Below are 19,095 nucleotides of genomic sequence, written 5' to 3'. Positions count from 1 at the left end.
CATCGTCATGTTCTTTTTTATATACGTATAATGCGTTAGCCATTTATACTCCTTACTATTACTACCTTGGTGACAATCTTCGAAATGTTGTTTTCTTATGAGCTAAACATAACAAGGCTATTGCTGCTAAATTTCGGTCTATTTTTGTTGTAGCAGTAAGGCTTTAAAACTTGCTATGCCTATCGTGCTGGAATTTTTAATATCTTTTATCACATTGAAGCACTTAATAATAGGGGGCAATCTATACATTGTTCGGTTCAGATAATATTCAACTAGATTGCTCTTACCGGTGGATGCTTGGCAGTCATTTTCTAATTGGTGTACTTTGCGATAGTTTAGCTAGTCATTTTTCGTTAAACGAGATTGACAATTATCATCCCCAACCGCTACAGTGCCGTTAACTATTGGCTACTACATTTCCTAAAAATCGTAATAATCGAAAATGGAGAGCGACCATTTCTTCTACCGTTAAATTTTCATTGCCTTTGTCAAGCCACTCCTGAATTACACCCAGAATGGCAGATGCGATAAAGGCTTGTAAGTATTGCTGAAATTCTGGATCCTTTACTTCCTCGCGAATCACTGATAATCTGTCCAAAATATGATTGCCAAAGATAGTTTTCATCTTTTGTGTAAAAGCTGGACTTCCCTGCTCTCCTAATAACATACGAAAGGCTGTTGCATGCTCTTTTATACATGTTATCACTTTAATAAAGGGTTGATAGAATTGACCCATTTTTAATGTTTGGAATGCTTCCACTGGTTGAACATGTTTGACATAGCGTTCTAATTCCATTAATAGCTCCTGTTGCAAATCCTCCATTACGTCATATTTATCCGTATAATGTAAATAAAACGTTCCACGATTGATTTGGGCAGTTAACGCTAAATTTTTGACGGTCACACGTTCAAAGCCGACCTCCTCTACTTGCTGGATAAAAACCTTTTTAATGGCTTGCTTTGTTTCAAAATTCATCTTTTCATGTACAGACACAAACTTCCCTCCAGTTACTTAACACTTACAGGCAAACTGTTGATTGTATTTGTTCACATGCTACCGTAAAATTTTTATCAAATCAACATAGTGTTCAGTGAAGGAGTGAGATCCATATGGGAAACCATGCAATCTCTATTAAAACCCTTGAAAAAAGATTTCAACATAAGCAAGTTATTGCCCCCCTTACCTTAAATATTCCCAAGGGACAATTGATGGGCTTACTTGGTCCGTCAGGCTGTGGAAAAACAACGCTAATTAAAATGATTATGGGCATGCTAAAGCCTGATAATGGCACTATTGAAGTATTAGATTTAGCTGTTCCACATAAGCAATTATTGAATGATATTGGCTATATGGCACAGTCAGATGCACTTTATACGGATTTAACTGGTGAAGAGAATTTACATTTTTTTGCCAAGCTTTATTCATTATCGAAGGCGGAGCAAATGGAGCGTGTAGCCTATGCCGCAAGCCTTGTTCGTTTGACCGATGACTTACAGCTTAAAGTGATGAATTATTCTGGAGGTATGAAACGTCGGCTGTCCCTTGCCATTGCCCTTATTCAAAATCCTAAGGTATTGATTTTAGATGAGCCAACGGTTGGCATTGATCCTGTTTTAAAAAAGGAAATTTGGCAAGAACTTATTCGTTTAAAAGAACACGAACATAAAACGATTTTAGTGACGACACATGCGATGGATGAAGCGGAAAGATGCGATCAATTAGCTATGCTCAGAAGCGGGCATATTATTGCACAAGGTACACCACAGGCATTAAAAGCCTATTATCAGGCAAAAGATTTTGATGAAGTGTTTTTAAAGGCTGGAGGTGACGTACAATGAGAATGGGTGCTATCGTCACAAGAATCATACAACAAATGAAACGAGATAAGCGGACACTTGCTTTATTATTTTTAGCCCCACTTCTTGTCTTGTCATTAATGTATTTTATTTTCAATAGTAACGAGGCTTCTGTCACACTTGTCGTCTCTAATGGTCCCGCACCATTGATTGACAAATTGAAAGAGACGGATTTTACAATTATTGAAGAAAATGATTTTTCGAAAAAACAGCTACAGGACAAAGAGTATGATGGATGGCTAGCAATAGAGCAAAACGAACTAAAGTTAACTTTATTAAATGATGATCCTTCCCAGTCAAAAGCTTTAACAATGCAGCTTGCTCAACTTTTACAGACTTCTCAAGACTCCATAGATAGTTTAGAAACAGACTATGTTTATGGTGATAAGGATACGGCCATTTTTGATATATTTAGTCCCATGCTCATTGGCTTCTTCGTATTTTTCTTTGTCTTTTTAATTACAGGGATTGCCTTGTTAAAGGAACGAACATCTGGGACATTGGAACGTTTACTTGCAACACCTATCAAACGCTCAGAAATTGTAGCAGGCTATATGGTCGGTTATGGTTTATTTGCCTTCCTACAAACAATTATTATCGTACTGTTTGGTATCTATGTGCTTGATATTGTCCATGTAGGCTCCATTTGGCTTGTCTTACTCATTAATATGATGATTGCCCTTGTATCGTTATCCTTAGGTGCCCTGCTTTCAAGCTTTGCCGCTTCAGAATTCCAAATGATGCAATTTATTCCGCTTGTTATTGTTCCACAAGTATTCTTTTCAGGCATTTTTCCGCTTGATAGTATGGCGGAATGGCTTCAAAATATTGGACGTATCATGCCACTTTACTACGCAGCGGACGCATTAAATGGGGTTATGTATAAAGGTTATTCCTTCAATGATATTATAATGAATCTCAGTATTCTTGCTTGTTTCGCTGTAGTATTTATTACCTTAAATATCATTAGTTTAAAAAAATATCGGTCGCTGTAAAAAATACAGTAAGGTTCTGTTCATCATCAACAGCTCCTTACTGTTTTTCAATAAAAATGGTTTCTTTTGCCATACATACTACAAATCATTTACAATGAAATGAATGAATTTCAGTATAAGTAGGTGCAGATTGATGAACATATTGCTCGACGCACGAAACATCACTAAGCAATACAGAGGTACTTCCATTTTAGAAAATGTCTCCTTTACCATCTACGACAATCAAATAATTGCTATTGTTGGAAAAAACGGATCTGGCAAAAGCACGCTCTTAAAAATGATTGCTGGGCTTATTACGCCAGACAATGGTTCCTTTATGTCTTCTAAACAAGCTTTAAACATTGGCTATGTACCAGAGGTTGCCCCTTCCACTATTCTATTTACCCCCAAGGAATATCTTCAGCATATGGGGCGAATCCGTGGGATGGCTAAACAAAAACTTTTATCGAGAATAAATGATTTATTAATACTATTTCATCTGGAAGATGTACAGGATACTAGAATGACCCATTTTTCTAAAGGTATGAAACAAAAAATAATGATTATGCAGGCTATGCTCAACGAAACGGACTTGTTAATATTAGATGAACCTTTATCAGGGCTGGATTTGCAAACACAGAATGATTTGGAAGAAACACTGAAGACGCTCAAACAACAAGGGATGACGATTATCTTATCCTGTCACGAAACAAAGCTACTGGAGCATGTCGTTGATACGATTCTAATGATTCACCATAAAGAAGTGATGCAAACGGATTTATCTGTTACTCCTACAACCTACAATCAATTAATTTTTGAAATTTCGAATATTACATACATAAAAGATCTATTACATGTAACGGAAATACAGCAGCAATCACCATTAGCGAATGGTTTTTATGAAGTGATTGTCCATATCCAAGCACAGCGTACTGACCATCTTTTACAACAGCTACTTGATAAAAACGCTTCTATTAAACAACTCATACCGATCAATGATAAGGAGAAGTTCATACAACATGATTAGTTTAGGCCGATATCAGTTACAAAATTATTTGAGAACCTATCAGTATATTCCACCTTTTTCTATTTTTATTTTATGTCTTGTTGTTAACTACACATTCGTCCCAAACCCTATATTAGATAGCTTTTCATTTACCTCTATAATCCTCTTTTTCCTGATGGGCTGGTTTACCGTCACACTATTTCATTCAGAGGATGAAGGGCAAAAAATGATAACGATATTACATGCAAATGGTGCGACATCTTATCATTTCAGCCTGTTTATAATTGCCATTTTGATTGCTTTTAGCTTAAGTATGGTTTCTGTTATTTATCCCACAGCTATCCATGCTTTTGCCGAGGAACCAAGCTTTACACACCTATTTCTTGGATTTCTCTCTCATGTTAGCTTAGCGATTTTGGGGATTGCTCTCTCTGCTATCTTTACAAGAGAGCTTGTCAAAAATAAACAAAACACTTGGTGGGGAGTCATTAGCGTCTTATTATTAACCTTGGTAGTCGCAACGTTAAAAGATTCAATCCCGCAAATGAAAGGTCTTATTTTGGTTCTACCACCACTCCATCTTTCTTTAGAAATAATGACTGTTGGCGATCAAATAAAATCCATCCCTAGTAAGTTCTATTGGCAGTTCATCTGGATACTAGTTTATGCTAGCTTCGTTATCTATGTATTTTTCTTTTTATCCAAACTGAAAAGGAGGTAACGAACAAAAGGACTCCCACTTAAAGGAAGTCCTGTCATGCTCGTTATTATTTATTTTTGCCAATATGTTTTCAATAAACAAATGGTTAGCAAGCTACAGAAAAATGAATCAATCATACGGACCACCCATACACCATAATTGCTAACTGATACCCCATCTATAATAGACCAGCAACATACATAGAAGATTGCTAATCCAAGTACCTGTATCCAGAAAAATAATTTTTGTTTAGGATGAATAGTGAGCAATGAATTCGTTGATTGATGGGCTGCTCTAACATAGACATAACCGATAATCAACGTAATGCCTACTAAAGTACTGCCATGCTGTAAGTATTTATAAAGGGGGAATTGAAAACCGAAAATGGGCATTGTTTCTGATAAAATAGATAGATGCGAAACCATAAATCCATTTTTATGTGTAAAGGAATCCCAAATGACATGTGTGAGCATACCCAAAAACGCTGAATAACCAAAGACAATGACATTGAGTCGTTTACTCCTGGAAGTTGTTTGGTTAGCTGTATCCTGTAAACATACTGGTAAATGATGAACTACATGCTGCCGAACATACTTACAATAAATGATGTAAATCACAATAATAAGAGGTAAATTAAAAATGAAAAATCCCGTTAAGCTATGACCTATCTCACCTATTGGTCTACCTCTAAAAAAATACTCAAAATCAGGTGCCATACTTCCTAGTACAAGTGCTGAAAAATGGATGTACTTACTTCGTCTTGAAAAAGGTAAAATTGCGGCTGGATGTGCGAATGTTAATGGCATATAAGCCACCTCCCACCAGTTCAGACGTTTCTAACTGACAAAGGTTACTCTCTCGTTAAAACCGACCTTTCATAAAAATTGCTCTTCTAATAGAACCTCAATCCCATACCTTCGTAGTAATGCTGTAGTTACCCCTTCACCCAATAATTTAGTACCATTGAACGCCCCATTATAAATCATTGCACTACCACAAGATGGACTATACTCCTTTAAAACGACCAGAGAGGCGTCTACTTCAAGTGCTTTTTGTAAAGTCGCATAGGCTCCTTTTAAATACAGCTCTGTGACATCACGCCCAGTCCTTTCAATAACGGTTGCTTTGCCATCAAGTACATCCCCTCCATTGCCTCCCACAATTTCAGCAGGCTCCCGAGGGGTTGAAAAACCGCCCATCAGCTCTGGGCAAACAGTAATCGCTTTATTTTCTAACATAAGCCTTTGTATTTTTTCATCTAAACTGTTGGTGCCATTATAACGAACACTTAACCCTGCTAAACAAGCACTTATTAATATCACAGTGATTCTCACTCCTTCAACTATCTTTATTAACTATAACACGCATACAGGATGCAATTTTGACGTGATAGAATGATTTCTTTGATACAATATTTTTAGTAACGACTAAATAGAAAAGGAGAAACAATTTTGGCTGAATTTACAATTTGTTTTCTAAAGAAGGGTGAACAAATTCTTTTATTGAATAGAAATTACCCAGCATGGATGGGAGCCTGGAATGGTGTAGGTGGTAAAATTGAACAGGACGAAACGCCATTAGCAGGTGCTATACGAGAAATTAAAGAAGAAACAGGTATTACGGTTGAAGAAATTACTTATAAAGGAAAAATCACATGGACAGATGGTGTTGTTAACTATGGCTGTATGTATGCTTTTATAGCAGAACTACCTGAATCTTTTACATATATAACACCTATAAAAGTTGCAGAGGGTATTCTTGATTGGAAGGACCTTACTTGGATTTTCCACCCTGAAAATGTTGGCATTGCAGATTTAAAACATTATTTACCAACAATGCTCAATGAGGCAACTAATTATGATTACATCTTCACTTATCAAGACAAACAATTAGTTCATATTTCTTCCACACCAATCGAACAAACATCTACAGTCTAATAGACAAGGAAGCCTAGTCCATGCAATAAGTGTAGGACGGGGCTTGCTTTCTAAACGTCTCTTCTAGGAAAAATTCGTTACATATACCAATTTAGGGATGTGTAATTAAGGATAATAGTTTAAGAATTCTCAACCAAGAAGTGCGGGGCATTTCCGCTTTTTTCTAGCTCAGTTTTTATACCGAATATCGTATAATTGTGATAAAGCAAAAAAACATCAAAAATGCAAAAATATTTGTTGACTTTTACTGAAATTAGCGTAATATTTTTCTCTGAATGATAAGGATTATCATTATCATTTTTTAAAATAAAGTGAGGTAAAAAAAATGTCAAAAATTAAAAATTCTATGTTCATAGTAATGCTTTTATCATTAATGGTTTTAGCTTTAGCAGCATGTTCTGATTCATCTAATAAAGACACTGCTAAAAAAGAAGAACAAACAAAAGACAATACATCAGAAACTACTGATGAACAGCAATATCCGATTACAATTAAACACGCTTTTGGTGAAACTGTTATTGAGAAAAAGCCTGAGCGTGTAGCAACAATTGCTTGGTCTAACCATGACGTTGCACTATCACTTGGTGTAGTGCCAGTTGGTTTCTCTGCAGCTAACTATGGTGTACAAGATGGTAGTGGTATGCTTCCTTGGACTGCTGAAAAATTAAAAGAGCTTGGTGAAGAAAATCCGAATATTTATCAAGATACTGACGGTTTAGACTTCGAAGCCATTGCTGACTCTAACCCAGATGTCATTCTTGCTGCATACTCTGGTATTACGCAAGAAGAGTATGAGACATTAAGTCAAATCGCACCTGTTGTAGCCTATAAAGAAACTCCTTGGGTAACTTCTTGGCGTGACCAAGTTACATTAAACGCTCAAGGTATGGGTATGGAAGCACAAGGTCAACAATTAATCAAAGACACTGAAAAATTGATCCAAGATAAAGTGAATGAACATGCTGCTATTAAAGGTAAAAAAGCTGCATTCGCTATGTTTACTCCAACAGATTTATCAAAATTCTATGTTTATACACCTGCAGATCCACGCGGTGAATTCTTAATGGAATTAGGTATGGAATATCCTGAAAGCGTTACAAAACAAATTTCGGATGATAGCAGCTTCTATATTGAATTAAGCGCTGAAAATGCAGATGCTTTAGCTGATGTAGAAATCTTTATTGCTTACGGAGATGAAACAACTTTACCAGCATTACAAGCTGACCCAATTTTAGGGAAAGTACCTGCTATTCAAAATGGGAATGTTGTTGTTATTGGTGATAATACGCCACTTGCAGCTGCTGGTACCCCTAGCCCACTATCAATTGCCTATACAATTGATGACTATTTATCATTAATCTCAGACGTAGCAAAAAATATAAAGTAATATGAATAAGATACAAGCTACCGAACAGAAGCAGTTATTTATCCCTAAAAATTTCGCTAAAGTTTTGCTTTTTCTTATCATTTTTCTTGCGTTATGTGTAATTGCTTCGCTACTATTCGGTTCTCGTACAATTGGCTGGACTGGACTAATGGATGGCTTGTTCCATCCTGATGTTCAGTCACATGAAGCCGTTGTTGTTCGAAAACGAATCGTCCGAACAATTTTTAGTTTACTGTGTGGTGCGGCATTAGGCGTTTCTGGGGCACTAATGCAAGCCGTTACACGTAATCCAATTGCAGATCCAAGTATTTTGGGGGTAAACACAGGGGCATCACTTTTTGTCGTTTGTGGTATCGCCTTTTTAAACATTAGTTCAGCCAATCAATATATATGGTTAGCAATAGCGGGTGCCATTATCACTGCTATTTTTGTATTTGGAATAGGCTCTATGGGTGCAAGTGGTGCTACACCATTAAAGCTTGTACTTGCAGGGGCTGCTACAAGTGCCATTTTATCTTCATTAGTCGTTGCGGTTATGATTCCGCGTACAAATGTAATGGATCAATTTCGATTTTGGCAAGTTGGTAGTGTAGGAGCTGGAAGCTGGGACGCTATTCAGCTATTTATTCCATTTTTAGTTGTAGGCCTATTGATTGCCCTCTTCACTGCTCCAGCACTAAATGCTTTAGCACTCGGGGATGAAGTGGCAACTGGTTTAGGTGTTCGTACTGGTACACTACGTATGTTTGCAGCACTAGGTGGAGTTCTTTTATGTGGGGCTGCTACCGCTCTAGCAGGACCTATTGGTTTTATCGGTTTATTAGCAACTCATGTTGTCCGCCTTATTATAGGACCTGATATACGCTTTATCCTTCCTATGTCTGCCTTAACAGGAGCAATTATTTTAACGTTTTCAGATGTTTGTGGTCGACTTCTCGGCAGTCCTGGTGAGCTAGAGGTGGGTATTTTAACAGCCTTTATTGGTGCCCCTATCTTGATTTTAATTACGATGAAAGCGAAAATGCGTGCGTTATGATGAATGAAACATTGATATCCATAATGAAAGGCAGACAACGAAGAAAAAGACGCTTTGTCATAATAACTTCTGTACTGACTGTTATTTCCATAATACTGTGTTGCACAATGCTAATGCTTGGTAACACGATTTATCCTGTTGAAGATGTTATCCGTGTTCTCCTTGGCCAACATGTACAAGGTGCCTCTTTCGCTGTAGGCACAATTCGATTACCACGCATGTTAGCTGGTACATTTGCTGGCTTTGCATTTGGTGTTGGAGGTTATATTTTCCAAACTATGTTGCGCAATCCTTTAGCAAATCCAAATGTTATTGGTATTACAGCTGGTTCAAGTGCTGCTGCTGTATTTTGTATTATTGTCCTGCAAGCAAGTAATATCGTTGTATCCATCGCTTCAATTATTGGCGGTTTAGCTACTGTCCTAATTATTTATGCTTTATCAAGAGGCTCTTCTTTTTCAATTGGCAAATTAATATTAATCGGGATTGGTATTCAAGCAATGCTAAATGCATTCATCTCTTATTTAATGCTAATTGGCAATACACATGATATTCCAAGTGCCATGAGATGGTTGAGTGGGAGCTTAAATGGTGCGAAAATGGAGTCACTCTATCCATTAATGATGATCGTCATTGTATTTACACCTGTACTGTTATTTTTCGGGAAGCATTTAGAAATGCTTGAGCTTGGTGAACAAACATCCACCTCTCTAGGTGTAGACACAAACAAAACAAGAATCATTTTAATGCTTTGTTCTGTATTAATCATTGCACTTGCTACAGCAACTACAGGACCGATTGCCTTTGTTGCATTCCTTGCTGGACCAATTGCCAAAAAATTAGTTGGTGTCGGGTTTTCAAATATACTTCCAGCTGGTCTAATTGGTGTTATTTTAGTATTGGCTGCTGATTTAATTGGTCAATTCGCATTTACAGCTAGATATCCAGTAGGTGTTATTACAGGAATCATTGGTGCACCTTACTTAATTTACTTGTTAATTCGAATCAATCGAAAGGGAGATATATGATGAAACCAACACATACGCTTCAGGCTGAACATATAACATCTGGTTACGAGCAAAAGACGATTTTAGAAAATGTCAGCATTGCTATTCCAAGTAATAAAATTAGCATTATTATTGGTGCGAATGGTTGCGGAAAATCTACATTATTAAAAACAATGGCACGACTGATTAAGCCAACCGGTGGTCATGCCATGCTAGATGGCAAATCCATTCATCAAATGCCACCAAAACAATTAGCTCGTGTGTTAGGACTTTTACCTCAGTCCCCTATCGTTCCTGAAGGAATTACAGTTGCTGATTTAGTTGGCCGTGGTCGATTTCCTCATCAAACATTATTTAAAGGTTGGTCCAAACAAGATTATGAGGCAGTTGCAGAAGCTCTTGAAATGATGAACATTACAGAGTTTGCTGACCGCAATATCGATGAACTTTCAGGTGGTCAGCGTCAACGTGTGTGGATTGCTATGGCATTAGCGCAACAAACTGATATTTTATTTTTAGATGAGCCAACTACATTTTTAGATATTACATATCAAGTTGAAATTTTAGATTTACTAACAGATTTAAATAAAAAATATGGTACAACCATTGTCATGGTATTACATGACATTAATCTTTCTGCCCGCTATGCGGACTACTTATTCGCATTAAAAAATGGTCGTTTACTTGCAGAAGGTTCGCCAAAAGATATTGTGACAAGTGAGTTAATTAAAGATACATTTGACTTAGATAGCATGGTTATTGAAGACCCTGTTTCTAAAACACCTTTAATTGTTCCTGTTGGTCGTTATCATGCTGTCTAGTTATAAAGGGAATGTGTGTTGAAAAAGGATCATGTTACTAGCAGAAAAAGACCTTTTAGCAAGGCGAGGAGTTAATTTCCGTTCCGCCAGCATCCTTTCCAGGGGGACGTCCGTTGAGCGGCTTCACTCACTGGGTTCGCTCTAGTGTCTCATCTGTGACGCTAAATCCCCTAGGAGTGGTGCTGATTCCACTTCAATCAACCATTCTGCAAAAGTATCTTTTCCTTTTTCATTCAGTAGTGAACACCACTTTGAACGATATACCTAAACCCTTTAAAACTACCTCATTTTGATCGTACTGGAAGACGAGATTGAAAATTTGTTAGAGTAGTACTTTAAATATCTTTCTCCACATCCTGCATCTAATACATGCTTTCCATCTGGCTCTTCCACCAAAGAATAGATGGTAGGATTCAATGAATATCACCCTGCTTCTCGTAATTAGCTGTATACCTTTATCTAATTAATAGACAAACAAGCCTCGTCCATGCACTAGCAGCATGACGAGGCTTGTTCTTTAGTGTCTTGGCTGTGCAAAGCGCATCCTGCACATCGACCAATTTAAGCTTGTATACTGGATTTCGTCATGGATATCCCACAAGCGATCCACTATTCGCAATTCAACATTCCGTTCCAATAATGCTTTAGCTATATCGTTAACCTCAGAGACATTAATGGGCATTTGTATTAATTCACTTGTATAATAACCTGCATTATCATCCAGTAATGAGAATCCATTACTATCAAACTCATATAGGTAAAGTCTCGTATTCTTCAATACTTCAAACCATTTGTTTTCAATGACCACTACATGAGAAGCTTGTGCTAAATAATGCCCTCTATCTTGCTCTGTTGTTTGTACCCCTGCATGAAAGCAAACACGAGGACAATCTCTCGGCGTTAAATAATTTGGCAAGCATCTCTCATTGATGGCCCATACAAGCCCTTTGGTTGCATCTAAATCTGCTCGCTCAGGTAGTCGAGGATGAAACATCGTAATAGTAGGGTTCTCACTGACATGAAATAAACGCATGGATTCACTCTCCTTTATTTTCTAAGTTTAAAGACGATAAAATCTGCACAATGCAAATCTTCCTCAAATTGAGGATACTTCTCTAGCATGTCTTGTGATGGCTTTGGCTCTACAATAGCTTCAATGGTAAAGCCACTTTGAATAATGGCTTGCACATAGCTTGTTAATGTACGGTGATACAGCACAATTGAGGGGTCAGCATCTAGTTGTTGGTAAACCCCTTCATAAAAATAACGCTGGATTTTCCAATACTGTTGATCTAGCTGCTCATGTCTTATCCATCCACTATTTGGTGTCACAAAACATGGATGCAGAATTGAAAAAATAAAAATGCTATTAGGTTTCAAAAGACGATACATTTCATGCAATGCAGCCTTGTAGTCCTCTAAATCTTGAAGAACCATATTTGACACAATACCATCAAATTGCTCATCTGCTAGAAACGCTAAATTTTCACAGTTCCCGTGTAAAAATTGAATAGCTTCCTGCTGTTGTGTTCTTTCCATAGCAATATCCAGCATTTTTTGTGAAAAATCAACAGCCGTTACGCTTGCCCCTTTCTTCGCTAGTAACCTACTTAAATATCCTTCTCCACATCCTGCATCTAATACATGCTTTCCATCTAGCCCTTCCAGTAAAGAAAAGATGGTGGGATTTAACAGTACTACACGATGATTGTCACCCTGCTCATCGTAGGTAGCTGTATACCGCTCTGCATATTGATTCCAACGTTGAATAGCTTGTTCTGTGTTCATATAAAGTCCCCATTTCAATGTAGAATCGTAACGTTACGTCCTTTGTGCACTTATCTATTTTTCCATATAAAGAAAAAAATATATAGACTTTTATTATATTTTTTAATATCATGTAGATAGAGGCACGGCTTCTTTAAGTAAATGATAAAGCCAGAAATCCAAATAGGATTTCTGGCTTTTATGCGCTATATAGAAATTGTATGTTCTGCAACAGCTTCTTTTTTTACAGTTAGCCATCTACCAATTACCATAACGAGCAATGCAAGAAACACGATGACACCAGCAAATACAAGTGCTGCTTTATAGCTACTATAAACTTCAACCAGCTTTCCTGCGACGATCGGTCCGATAATTTGTCCAAAAGCATAAAAGGTTGTTAATAAAGATACAACAAAACCGCTCTGTGTCGGGAAAAGCTGTCGTGCATAGGAAGTAGTTAACGTGACAATTCCTACAAAGGTCAGACCAAATAAAAATGATGCTAACAATACGCTCCATACAGTTTGTGAAAATACGGGTAATAGGATGCCAATCACTTGAAGTATGTATGCCACAAACAAAATTTTTATCGCTGAAAACTTCTCCAATAAGACCGTCCAAACAGGTGCTGATGGAATAGCTGCAAGTCCCACAATAACCCAGCTGTAAGAGGAGTAAGCTTGGAGAGAAGGGAAATTATGAATAATATCAACCAAAAAAGTACCTGTAATAATATAGCCTAATCCCTCTAAGCCATAGGATAGAATCAGCCATGGCATAAAGCCTCTTGTCATTTTGGTATCGAGCGTTTTCATCACTTTTATGCTGTCTTGAACCTCTAAATTTCTCCACAGAATAAAGGTAATGAGTAAAAAGATAGCTGATAGCATACCTAAACCTAGCCATGTTCCCTCCCAAGCAAATTTCGCTTCTATTGCAGGAACACATAAGCCAGAAATAGCAATTCCCAAACCAATGCCACTAAATACATAGCCAGACCATCGCGATAATGAATGTCTCGCCAAATAATCCATCATAATGCTAGACGTTAAAACAAAAATAAGCCCACCTGTAATGCCTGCGATTAAACGTAGAACTAGCCATACAGAATACACCTCTAGCAAGCCCATTAATCCCACCGATAGAACATTGAAAACGACACTTGCCAATAAAATATTTTTACGTCGACGATGAATAAATCCTGCCCATAATGCGCCAATGAAATAGCCAATATAATTGCTTGAAGCCAAAAATCCAGCCACCTCTAACGAAAATCCTACATCATGACGCATAAATGGCAAAATCGGTGTAAATGCAAATCGACTAATTCCCATTGCGACAACTAGTAATAAAATTCCTCCAAAGACAACCCCCATATGCTGTCGAGTCATTTTTATCCCCCTCCCCTTTTTCCTACTGTAATTATAAGGATACAGAGCGTAAATTAATAAATCTAATATATAATGTATATAAAATCATAAAAAAAATTAATGAGAGGTGCTTGCATATGAATTTACACGCTTTACGGCTATTTACAAAGGTGGCTGAGCACAATAGTGTTTCCAAAGCGGCACAAACGCTTATGATTAGTCAGCCTGCTGTCACCATTCAAATACGAAATTTAGAAAAAGAGCTAGGTTTGACCCTGATAGAATCCAAAGGGAGAGGCATTGCATTAACACCAAATGGTACGTTTTTATATAAACAGGCACAGCGATTATTTGATTTAGAAATCGATATTGAATATAAAATTGAACAACTGAAATATACAGGCAATGAGGAATTACAAATTGCCTCGACGCATGTGCCTTCCCATTTTTTACTGCCCAAATGGTTGGCTCATTTTAAACAAATTTATCCAGCAACAAATCTCCATTTAAAAACGGCTAATTCACAGCAAGTCATTGAGGAATTATTGCATTATAAAGCTGACTTAGCCTTTATCGTTAAAGAAGATGGCCATCATCCTGATATTAATTATCAATTTCTGATGAATTTAGATTATTGGTTTATCGTGCCATACAGTCATCCATTAGCAGGTCAAACGATTTCCCTCGCAGAACTTATGGAACAGCCCTTTGTGACAAGGGAAGACGGGAGTTCCACAAAAGAATATTTAAATGCTTTATGTAAAGTGCATAAAATTCCCCCACCGAAAGTAGGACTGCAACTAGATGGAATTAATGAATCGATCCATGCTATTGCAGCAGGTTTCGGAACAATGCTAGCTCCGTCCATAGCAGCTTCTAGCTTTATCCAGCAGCAACAAGTTGCCCGTGTTTTTATTAAGGATATTGATATTCAACGTCCTATCTATCTTTGTACACGAAAAAATGAACAGCACCATTCCCCCTCCTTTCATAACTTTCTTCATATCATCAATGAATCCATTCTATAAAAAGAAGGCACGCTAAAACATGTGCCTTCTTCTCATCCATCAATGCTTGTCAAAGCTGTAAAAATGTAGTTGGACAGCTTCTTTTTTTCTTTCACAAACTCATTAATATTCGTTTTTTTATAGACTTCATCGTTTGTATAGCCTATAATAATCCGTGTTATTATCGATAAACGAACATTAAGGTGGTTTTTATGACTGAATATACGTATATTTTCAAAGGGACAGCTTTTACTAGTAAATCTGCTACTGAAGTTCAAATTTTAAAAGATTATTTGTTTTTCATAAATGCTGACGGCATGATTGATAAAGCAGTCGGTCCAGAACGTACTGATTACCAACAACTATTAACTACATATCAACATCAACCTAATTTCCATCCATTAGCTGAAGGTCAATATTTCTTACCAGGATTTGTTGACTTGCACGTTCATGCACCACAATGGGCACAATCGGGTACAGCCTTAGACATTCCACTTTATGACTGGCTAAACACCTATACGTTCCCAATCGAATCAAAATTTTCGGATTTAACGTTTGCACAAGAGGTTTACGAGGATTTAGTGAGCACGCTGCTTGCCAATGGCACAACAACATCCTTATATTTTGCGACAGTTCATAAAGAAGCTAGCATACTGTTAGCTAAAATCTGTGCTGAAAAGGGCCAACGTGGCCTTGTCGGAAAAGTGGTCATGGATGATCCTGAGCAAAATCCCGATTTTTATCGAGATGCAAACACACAAACCGCATTAGCTGATACAGAAGAGTTTATTTTAGCGGTAAAAGAATTAGCGAAAACAACTAAACAAGGTGTTTACCCCGTGGTCACACCTCGCTTTATTCCAAGTTGTACAGATGATGCCTTAATGGGCTTAGGTGATTTAGCAGCGAAATATGATACTCATATTCAATCTCACTGTAGCGAAAGTGACTGGGAGCATGGTTATGTCAAAGAGAGATTTAATAAGAATGATGCAGTAGCCTTACATGATTTTGGTTTATTAGGTGATAAATCGGTTATGGCTCATTGTAACTTTTTAAGTGATGATGATGCTCAATTATTTGCTGAAACAGGCACTGCCATTGGTCATTGTCCAATCTCTAATGCCTATTTTGCTAACAGTGTGATTCCAATCGCCCGCTTCCATGCAATGGGCATTGATATTGGATTAGGCTCAGATGTTTCAGGGGGATTTTCTCCAAGTCTTTTTGATAATGCAAGACAAGCTGTTATGTCATCAAGAATGTTAGAGGATGGTGTCGATACAACCCTTGCAGCTGAAAAACGAGGTGTGCCAAATTCACGTATTACCATTAATGAAGCCTTCTATCTAGCCACTGCTGGTGGTGGTGAAAGCTTAAGCCTTCCAATTGGGCGTTTACAAGAAAACTATACATGGGATGTACAAATTATAGATACAAAAATCCCTACTGCTAAGCTTCCAATTTTTGATCAAAAGGAAGATTTACTCGATATATTCCAAAAAATAATGTATCTTGTACGCCCAGAAAATATCCGTGAGGTATGGGTGCAAGGAAGTAAAGTTCATACGAGAGACTAGTCATTCTCTTATTCATTAAAAATCTATCATTTTGAGGTGTACAACTTCGTGAAAACGCAACATAGTAAACGAACAAACGAAACAAGAAAAACACAATTAACCGTATTACCAGATGAAAAAATCTCGTTCAGCCAATCAGCTCTATTAGGTTTACAGCATGTCATGGCCATGGATGTTTACGTTGTGCCATTTTTAATTGCCATGCTCATTGGTCTACAAACAGGGCAGGCAGGTGCATTAATTCAATCCACCTTTATTGCGGCAGGAATTGCGACTATTGTACAAACCCATTTTTGTATGAAATTACCGATGGCACAAGGCCCTTCCTATGTTCCACTAGGGGCTATTGTTGGAATCTATGCGGCAAGTGGCAGTGGTGATTTAGGCTGGAGCACTGTGCTAGGTGCCAGCTTAATCGGTGCTATTTGCGTCATTATTTTAGGCTATACAGGCATTTTCAATAAAATTGTTCAAACATTTATTCCACCGATTGTTGGCGGTACGATTATCTTTGTTGTCGGTCTTTCCTTAATGCCTGTCGGTTTAAGTGATAATATTTTTAATGGAGCAGGTGCATCCATTAATCAGAACATCTATTTAGCTTTGATTTCAGCCATTGTATTAATCATTTGTGTCATGTTAGGGACAGTCTTCCACCAAAAAGGGCGTCTATTCCGTATTGCATCTGTCATCATTGCCTTAATCGGCGGCAGTATTGCGGCAAATAGGATGGGTGTTTTAGATTTATCTCCTGTATCACAAGCAAAATGGTTTAGTATGCCGCAAATTCCATTTGCAGATTTCGGCTTTAGCTTTAATATCTCAGCCATTATCACAATGGTCATTATTTATATTGTCTTAATGGCGGAAACAACAGGAACATGGTTTGCCATTAGCAATGTCATCGACAAACCATTAACAGATCAACAAATTAATCGAGGCGTTATTGGTGAAGGCATTGGCTGTTTTATTGCTTCATTACTAGGCTCTACACCTGTGACGGGTTACTCTACAAATGCAGGTGTTATCTCAATTACAGGGATTGCGAGCCGTCGAGTATTTATAGCAGCAGGTATTTGGTTTATCATCTTCGGCTTCTCTGGTAAATTAGCGGCACTTATTTCAGCCATTCCTTCAGCAGTCATTGGTGGTGTATTTGTCATCGTCTGTGGCATTATTGCCATCAGCGGATTACAGGTGATGAAAAATGAACATATTGGCGAAAAGGAAATGTATGTCATTGCGATTCCTGTCATTTTAACGTTAGCTCTGACATTATTGCCTGATGATTTCCTTTATTCACTACCTACAACCGTTCAATATTTATTTGGATCGCCTATCGCAACCGCTGCGCTAGTAGCGATTTTCCTTAATAAAATTCTACCAAGCTCAAAATAGCAAGTATCTACAATGCATAGCACCTCTAGTCCATTTGGATTGCAGGTGTTGTGCCTATTTATTTTCTAAAATTTCTGTTTCCTTCCCTGCTAATCTGTTATACTAGAGCAAAAAAGTAGGGATTCAGAATGGTATATGATGTCATAATAGTTGGTGCTGGCTCCATGGGGATGGCGGCTGGTTATTATTTAGCAAAGAAAGGTAACAAAGTTCTTATGCTAGATGCCTTTACTCCCCCGCATGAAGAAGGTAGTCATCATGGAGATACAAGAATCATTCGCTTTGCTTATGGTGAAGGGGCTAGCTATGTACCTTTTGTAAAAAGAGCTGGTGAGCTTTGGCAAGAGCTAGAGTCTTTAGCCAATGAGAACTTATTTTTACAAACTGGCGTAGTCAATATTGGAGAACCAACCTGTGACTTTATTCAGAATGTCAAGGCAAGCTCAGCACTCTATGATTTAGCACTCGAACATTATTCAGCAGCGGAAGCGATGAACAAATGGCCAGGGCTATTCTTGCCAGAAGATTTAGTGGCTTGCTTTGAGCCGACAGCAGGCGTCCTTCGGGTAGAAGCATGTATTCGAGCATATCAAAAATTGGCGTTAGAGGCTGGTGCAAGCTTACAGACGAATGAAAAAGTACTTGCTATTCAAGCTGGAGAAATTGTACAGGTGCAAACTGTACATAACCTTTACAAAGCAAAGCACTTAATAGTGACGGCTGGTGCATGGGCAACCGAGTTACTACAAACGATGGGCGTAACCATCCCAGTTACCCCAACACGTAAAACGTTTGCATGGTTTGAGGCAGATGAGGAGCTTTATCGTGATGAAAATTTCCCAGCCTATTGCTTTGAATTTGCAGATTCAACCTACTACGGCTTTCCTAGTATTGATGGAGCAGGATTAAAACTTGGGCGACATGATGGTGGCGAAGTGATCAATCCAAATACTCCTTTGCGCCCATTTGATGATGCAGATCTTGTTGATTTACAAAATTTCATTCATCAGTTTATGCCCAAGCATGGTGCAATAAAATACGGCAAAACATGCAAGTATTCGATGACTCCTGATGAAGATTTTATAATTGACTTTTTGCCTAAACATCAAAATATTATTATTGCTGCAGGTTTTTCGGGCCATGGCTTTAAATTTAGTAGCGCTGTAGGGGAAGTACTAGCGGAATTAATTGTAGATGGCAAAAGTAAACAGGATTTATCAACCTTTAAGTTGAATCGATTTTAAAAAA

At 37.7% G+C, this 19,095-nt stretch carries 19 protein-coding genes; 13 read left to right on the top strand and 6 right to left on the bottom strand.

The window, feature by feature from the left end:
* Positions 1–397 precede the first annotated feature (397 nt).
* The gene (locus tag AC6BKE_RS13520; RefSeq protein WP_499856914.1) at positions 398–994 is read right to left on the bottom strand and encodes a TetR/AcrR family transcriptional regulator; all 597 of its coding nucleotides are present in this window, start codon (positions 992–994) and stop codon (positions 398–400) included.
* 116 nt (positions 995–1,110) lie between these two features.
* On the opposite strand from AC6BKE_RS13520, the gene AC6BKE_RS13515 reads away from it, so the two are divergent.
* The 4 genes from AC6BKE_RS13515 to AC6BKE_RS13500 all read left to right on the top strand — a co-directional run bounded on the left by AC6BKE_RS13515 (position 1,111) and on the right by AC6BKE_RS13500 (position 4,558).
* On the top strand, positions 1,111–1,839 hold the full coding sequence (locus AC6BKE_RS13515; protein WP_499856913.1) for an ABC transporter ATP-binding protein: 729 nt from the start codon (positions 1,111–1,113) through the stop codon (positions 1,837–1,839).
* Complete coding sequence (locus AC6BKE_RS13510; RefSeq protein WP_499856912.1) at positions 1,836–2,852, top strand: ABC transporter permease; 1,017 nt, start codon at positions 1,836–1,838, stop codon at positions 2,850–2,852. The genes AC6BKE_RS13515 and AC6BKE_RS13510 overlap by 4 nt, the downstream gene beginning before the upstream one ends.
* A 133-nt stretch (positions 2,853–2,985) precedes the next feature.
* Entirely contained in the window at positions 2,986–3,858 is an 873-nt protein-coding gene (locus AC6BKE_RS13505; protein WP_036127678.1) for an ABC transporter ATP-binding protein, read from the top strand.
* Entirely contained in the window at positions 3,851–4,558 is a 708-nt protein-coding gene (locus tag AC6BKE_RS13500) for a hypothetical protein (RefSeq protein ID WP_036127682.1), read from the top strand. The genes AC6BKE_RS13505 and AC6BKE_RS13500 overlap by 8 nt, the downstream gene beginning before the upstream one ends.
* Positions 4,559–4,608: 50 nt before the next feature.
* Here the strand turns inward: AC6BKE_RS13500 and AC6BKE_RS13495 are convergent, their stop codons facing one another.
* Both AC6BKE_RS13495 and AC6BKE_RS13490 read right to left on the bottom strand, forming a co-directional pair.
* Positions 4,609–5,343, bottom strand: a complete 735-nt coding sequence (locus tag AC6BKE_RS13495; protein WP_036127684.1) for a DUF4184 family protein — start codon at positions 5,341–5,343, stop codon at positions 4,609–4,611.
* Between the two features lie 69 nt (positions 5,344–5,412).
* Complete coding sequence (locus AC6BKE_RS13490; protein ID WP_036127686.1) at positions 5,413–5,859, bottom strand: 2-thiouracil desulfurase family protein; 447 nt, start codon at positions 5,857–5,859, stop codon at positions 5,413–5,415.
* Positions 5,860–5,988: 129 nt separating this feature from the next.
* Here AC6BKE_RS13490 and AC6BKE_RS13485 point away from each other — a divergent pair, with 129 nt between their 5' ends.
* The 5 genes from AC6BKE_RS13485 to AC6BKE_RS13465 all read left to right on the top strand — a co-directional run bounded on the left by AC6BKE_RS13485 (position 5,989) and on the right by AC6BKE_RS13465 (position 10,725).
* Positions 5,989–6,474 carry an NUDIX hydrolase gene (locus AC6BKE_RS13485; protein WP_036127689.1) on the top strand — a complete coding sequence of 162 codons (486 nt, stop codon included), beginning with the start codon at positions 5,989–5,991 and terminating at the stop codon, positions 6,472–6,474.
* A 325-nt stretch (positions 6,475–6,799) separates the two neighbouring features.
* Positions 6,800–7,861, top strand: a complete 1,062-nt coding sequence (locus tag AC6BKE_RS13480; protein WP_036127692.1) for an iron-siderophore ABC transporter substrate-binding protein — start codon at positions 6,800–6,802, stop codon at positions 7,859–7,861.
* 1 nt (position 7,862) lies between these two features.
* Complete coding sequence (locus AC6BKE_RS13475) at positions 7,863–8,897, top strand: FecCD family ABC transporter permease (protein ID WP_170829786.1); 1,035 nt, start codon at positions 7,863–7,865, stop codon at positions 8,895–8,897.
* Positions 8,894–9,925 (top strand): FecCD family ABC transporter permease, encoded by a 1,032-nt coding sequence (locus AC6BKE_RS13470; protein WP_058843291.1) that lies wholly within the window; start codon positions 8,894–8,896, stop codon positions 9,923–9,925. Before AC6BKE_RS13475 ends, AC6BKE_RS13470 begins: the two co-directional genes overlap by 4 nt.
* The gene (locus AC6BKE_RS13465; protein WP_036127699.1) at positions 9,925–10,725 is read left to right on the top strand and encodes an ABC transporter ATP-binding protein; all 801 of its coding nucleotides are present in this window, start codon (positions 9,925–9,927) and stop codon (positions 10,723–10,725) included. The genes AC6BKE_RS13470 and AC6BKE_RS13465 overlap by 1 nt, the downstream gene beginning before the upstream one ends.
* Before the next feature lie 517 nt (positions 10,726–11,242).
* Here the strand turns inward: AC6BKE_RS13465 and AC6BKE_RS13460 are convergent.
* From AC6BKE_RS13460 to AC6BKE_RS13450, 3 genes are all read right to left on the bottom strand, one after another.
* Positions 11,243–11,758, bottom strand: a complete 516-nt coding sequence (locus AC6BKE_RS13460; protein ID WP_089932095.1) for a DUF6886 family protein — start codon at positions 11,756–11,758, stop codon at positions 11,243–11,245.
* A 14-nt stretch (positions 11,759–11,772) separates the two neighbouring features.
* On the bottom strand, positions 11,773–12,513 hold the full coding sequence (locus tag AC6BKE_RS13455; RefSeq protein ID WP_036127705.1) for a class I SAM-dependent methyltransferase: 741 nt from the start codon (positions 12,511–12,513) through the stop codon (positions 11,773–11,775).
* 185 nt (positions 12,514–12,698) lie between these two features.
* The gene (locus AC6BKE_RS13450) at positions 12,699–13,883 is read right to left on the bottom strand and encodes a YbfB/YjiJ family MFS transporter (RefSeq protein ID WP_499856911.1); all 1,185 of its coding nucleotides are present in this window, start codon (positions 13,881–13,883) and stop codon (positions 12,699–12,701) included.
* A 116-nt stretch (positions 13,884–13,999) separates the two neighbouring features.
* Between AC6BKE_RS13450 and AC6BKE_RS13445 the strand changes: the two genes are divergently transcribed.
* The 4 genes from AC6BKE_RS13445 (at position 14,000) to solA (ending at position 19,091) form a co-directional block, all read left to right on the top strand.
* Entirely contained in the window at positions 14,000–14,890 is an 891-nt protein-coding gene (locus AC6BKE_RS13445) for a LysR family transcriptional regulator (protein ID WP_036127713.1), read from the top strand.
* A gap of 191 nt (positions 14,891–15,081) precedes the next feature.
* Entirely contained in the window at positions 15,082–16,449 is a 1,368-nt protein-coding gene (gene guaD / locus AC6BKE_RS13440; RefSeq protein WP_499856910.1) for a guanine deaminase, read from the top strand.
* A 48-nt stretch (positions 16,450–16,497) separates the two neighbouring features.
* A complete protein-coding gene (locus tag AC6BKE_RS13435; RefSeq protein WP_036127721.1) occupies positions 16,498–17,847 on the top strand; it encodes a uracil-xanthine permease family protein in 1,350 nt (449 codons plus the stop codon).
* Between the two features lie 128 nt (positions 17,848–17,975).
* Entirely contained in the window at positions 17,976–19,091 is a 1,116-nt protein-coding gene (solA, locus tag AC6BKE_RS13430) for an N-methyl-L-tryptophan oxidase (protein WP_036127723.1), read from the top strand.
* Positions 19,092–19,095 lie beyond the last annotated feature (4 nt).

Source organism: Lysinibacillus sp. COL-1 (assembly GCF_059814265.1).
The sequence above is the reverse complement of the archived record's forward strand: the minus strand, read 5'-3'. Positions and strand labels throughout refer to the sequence as shown.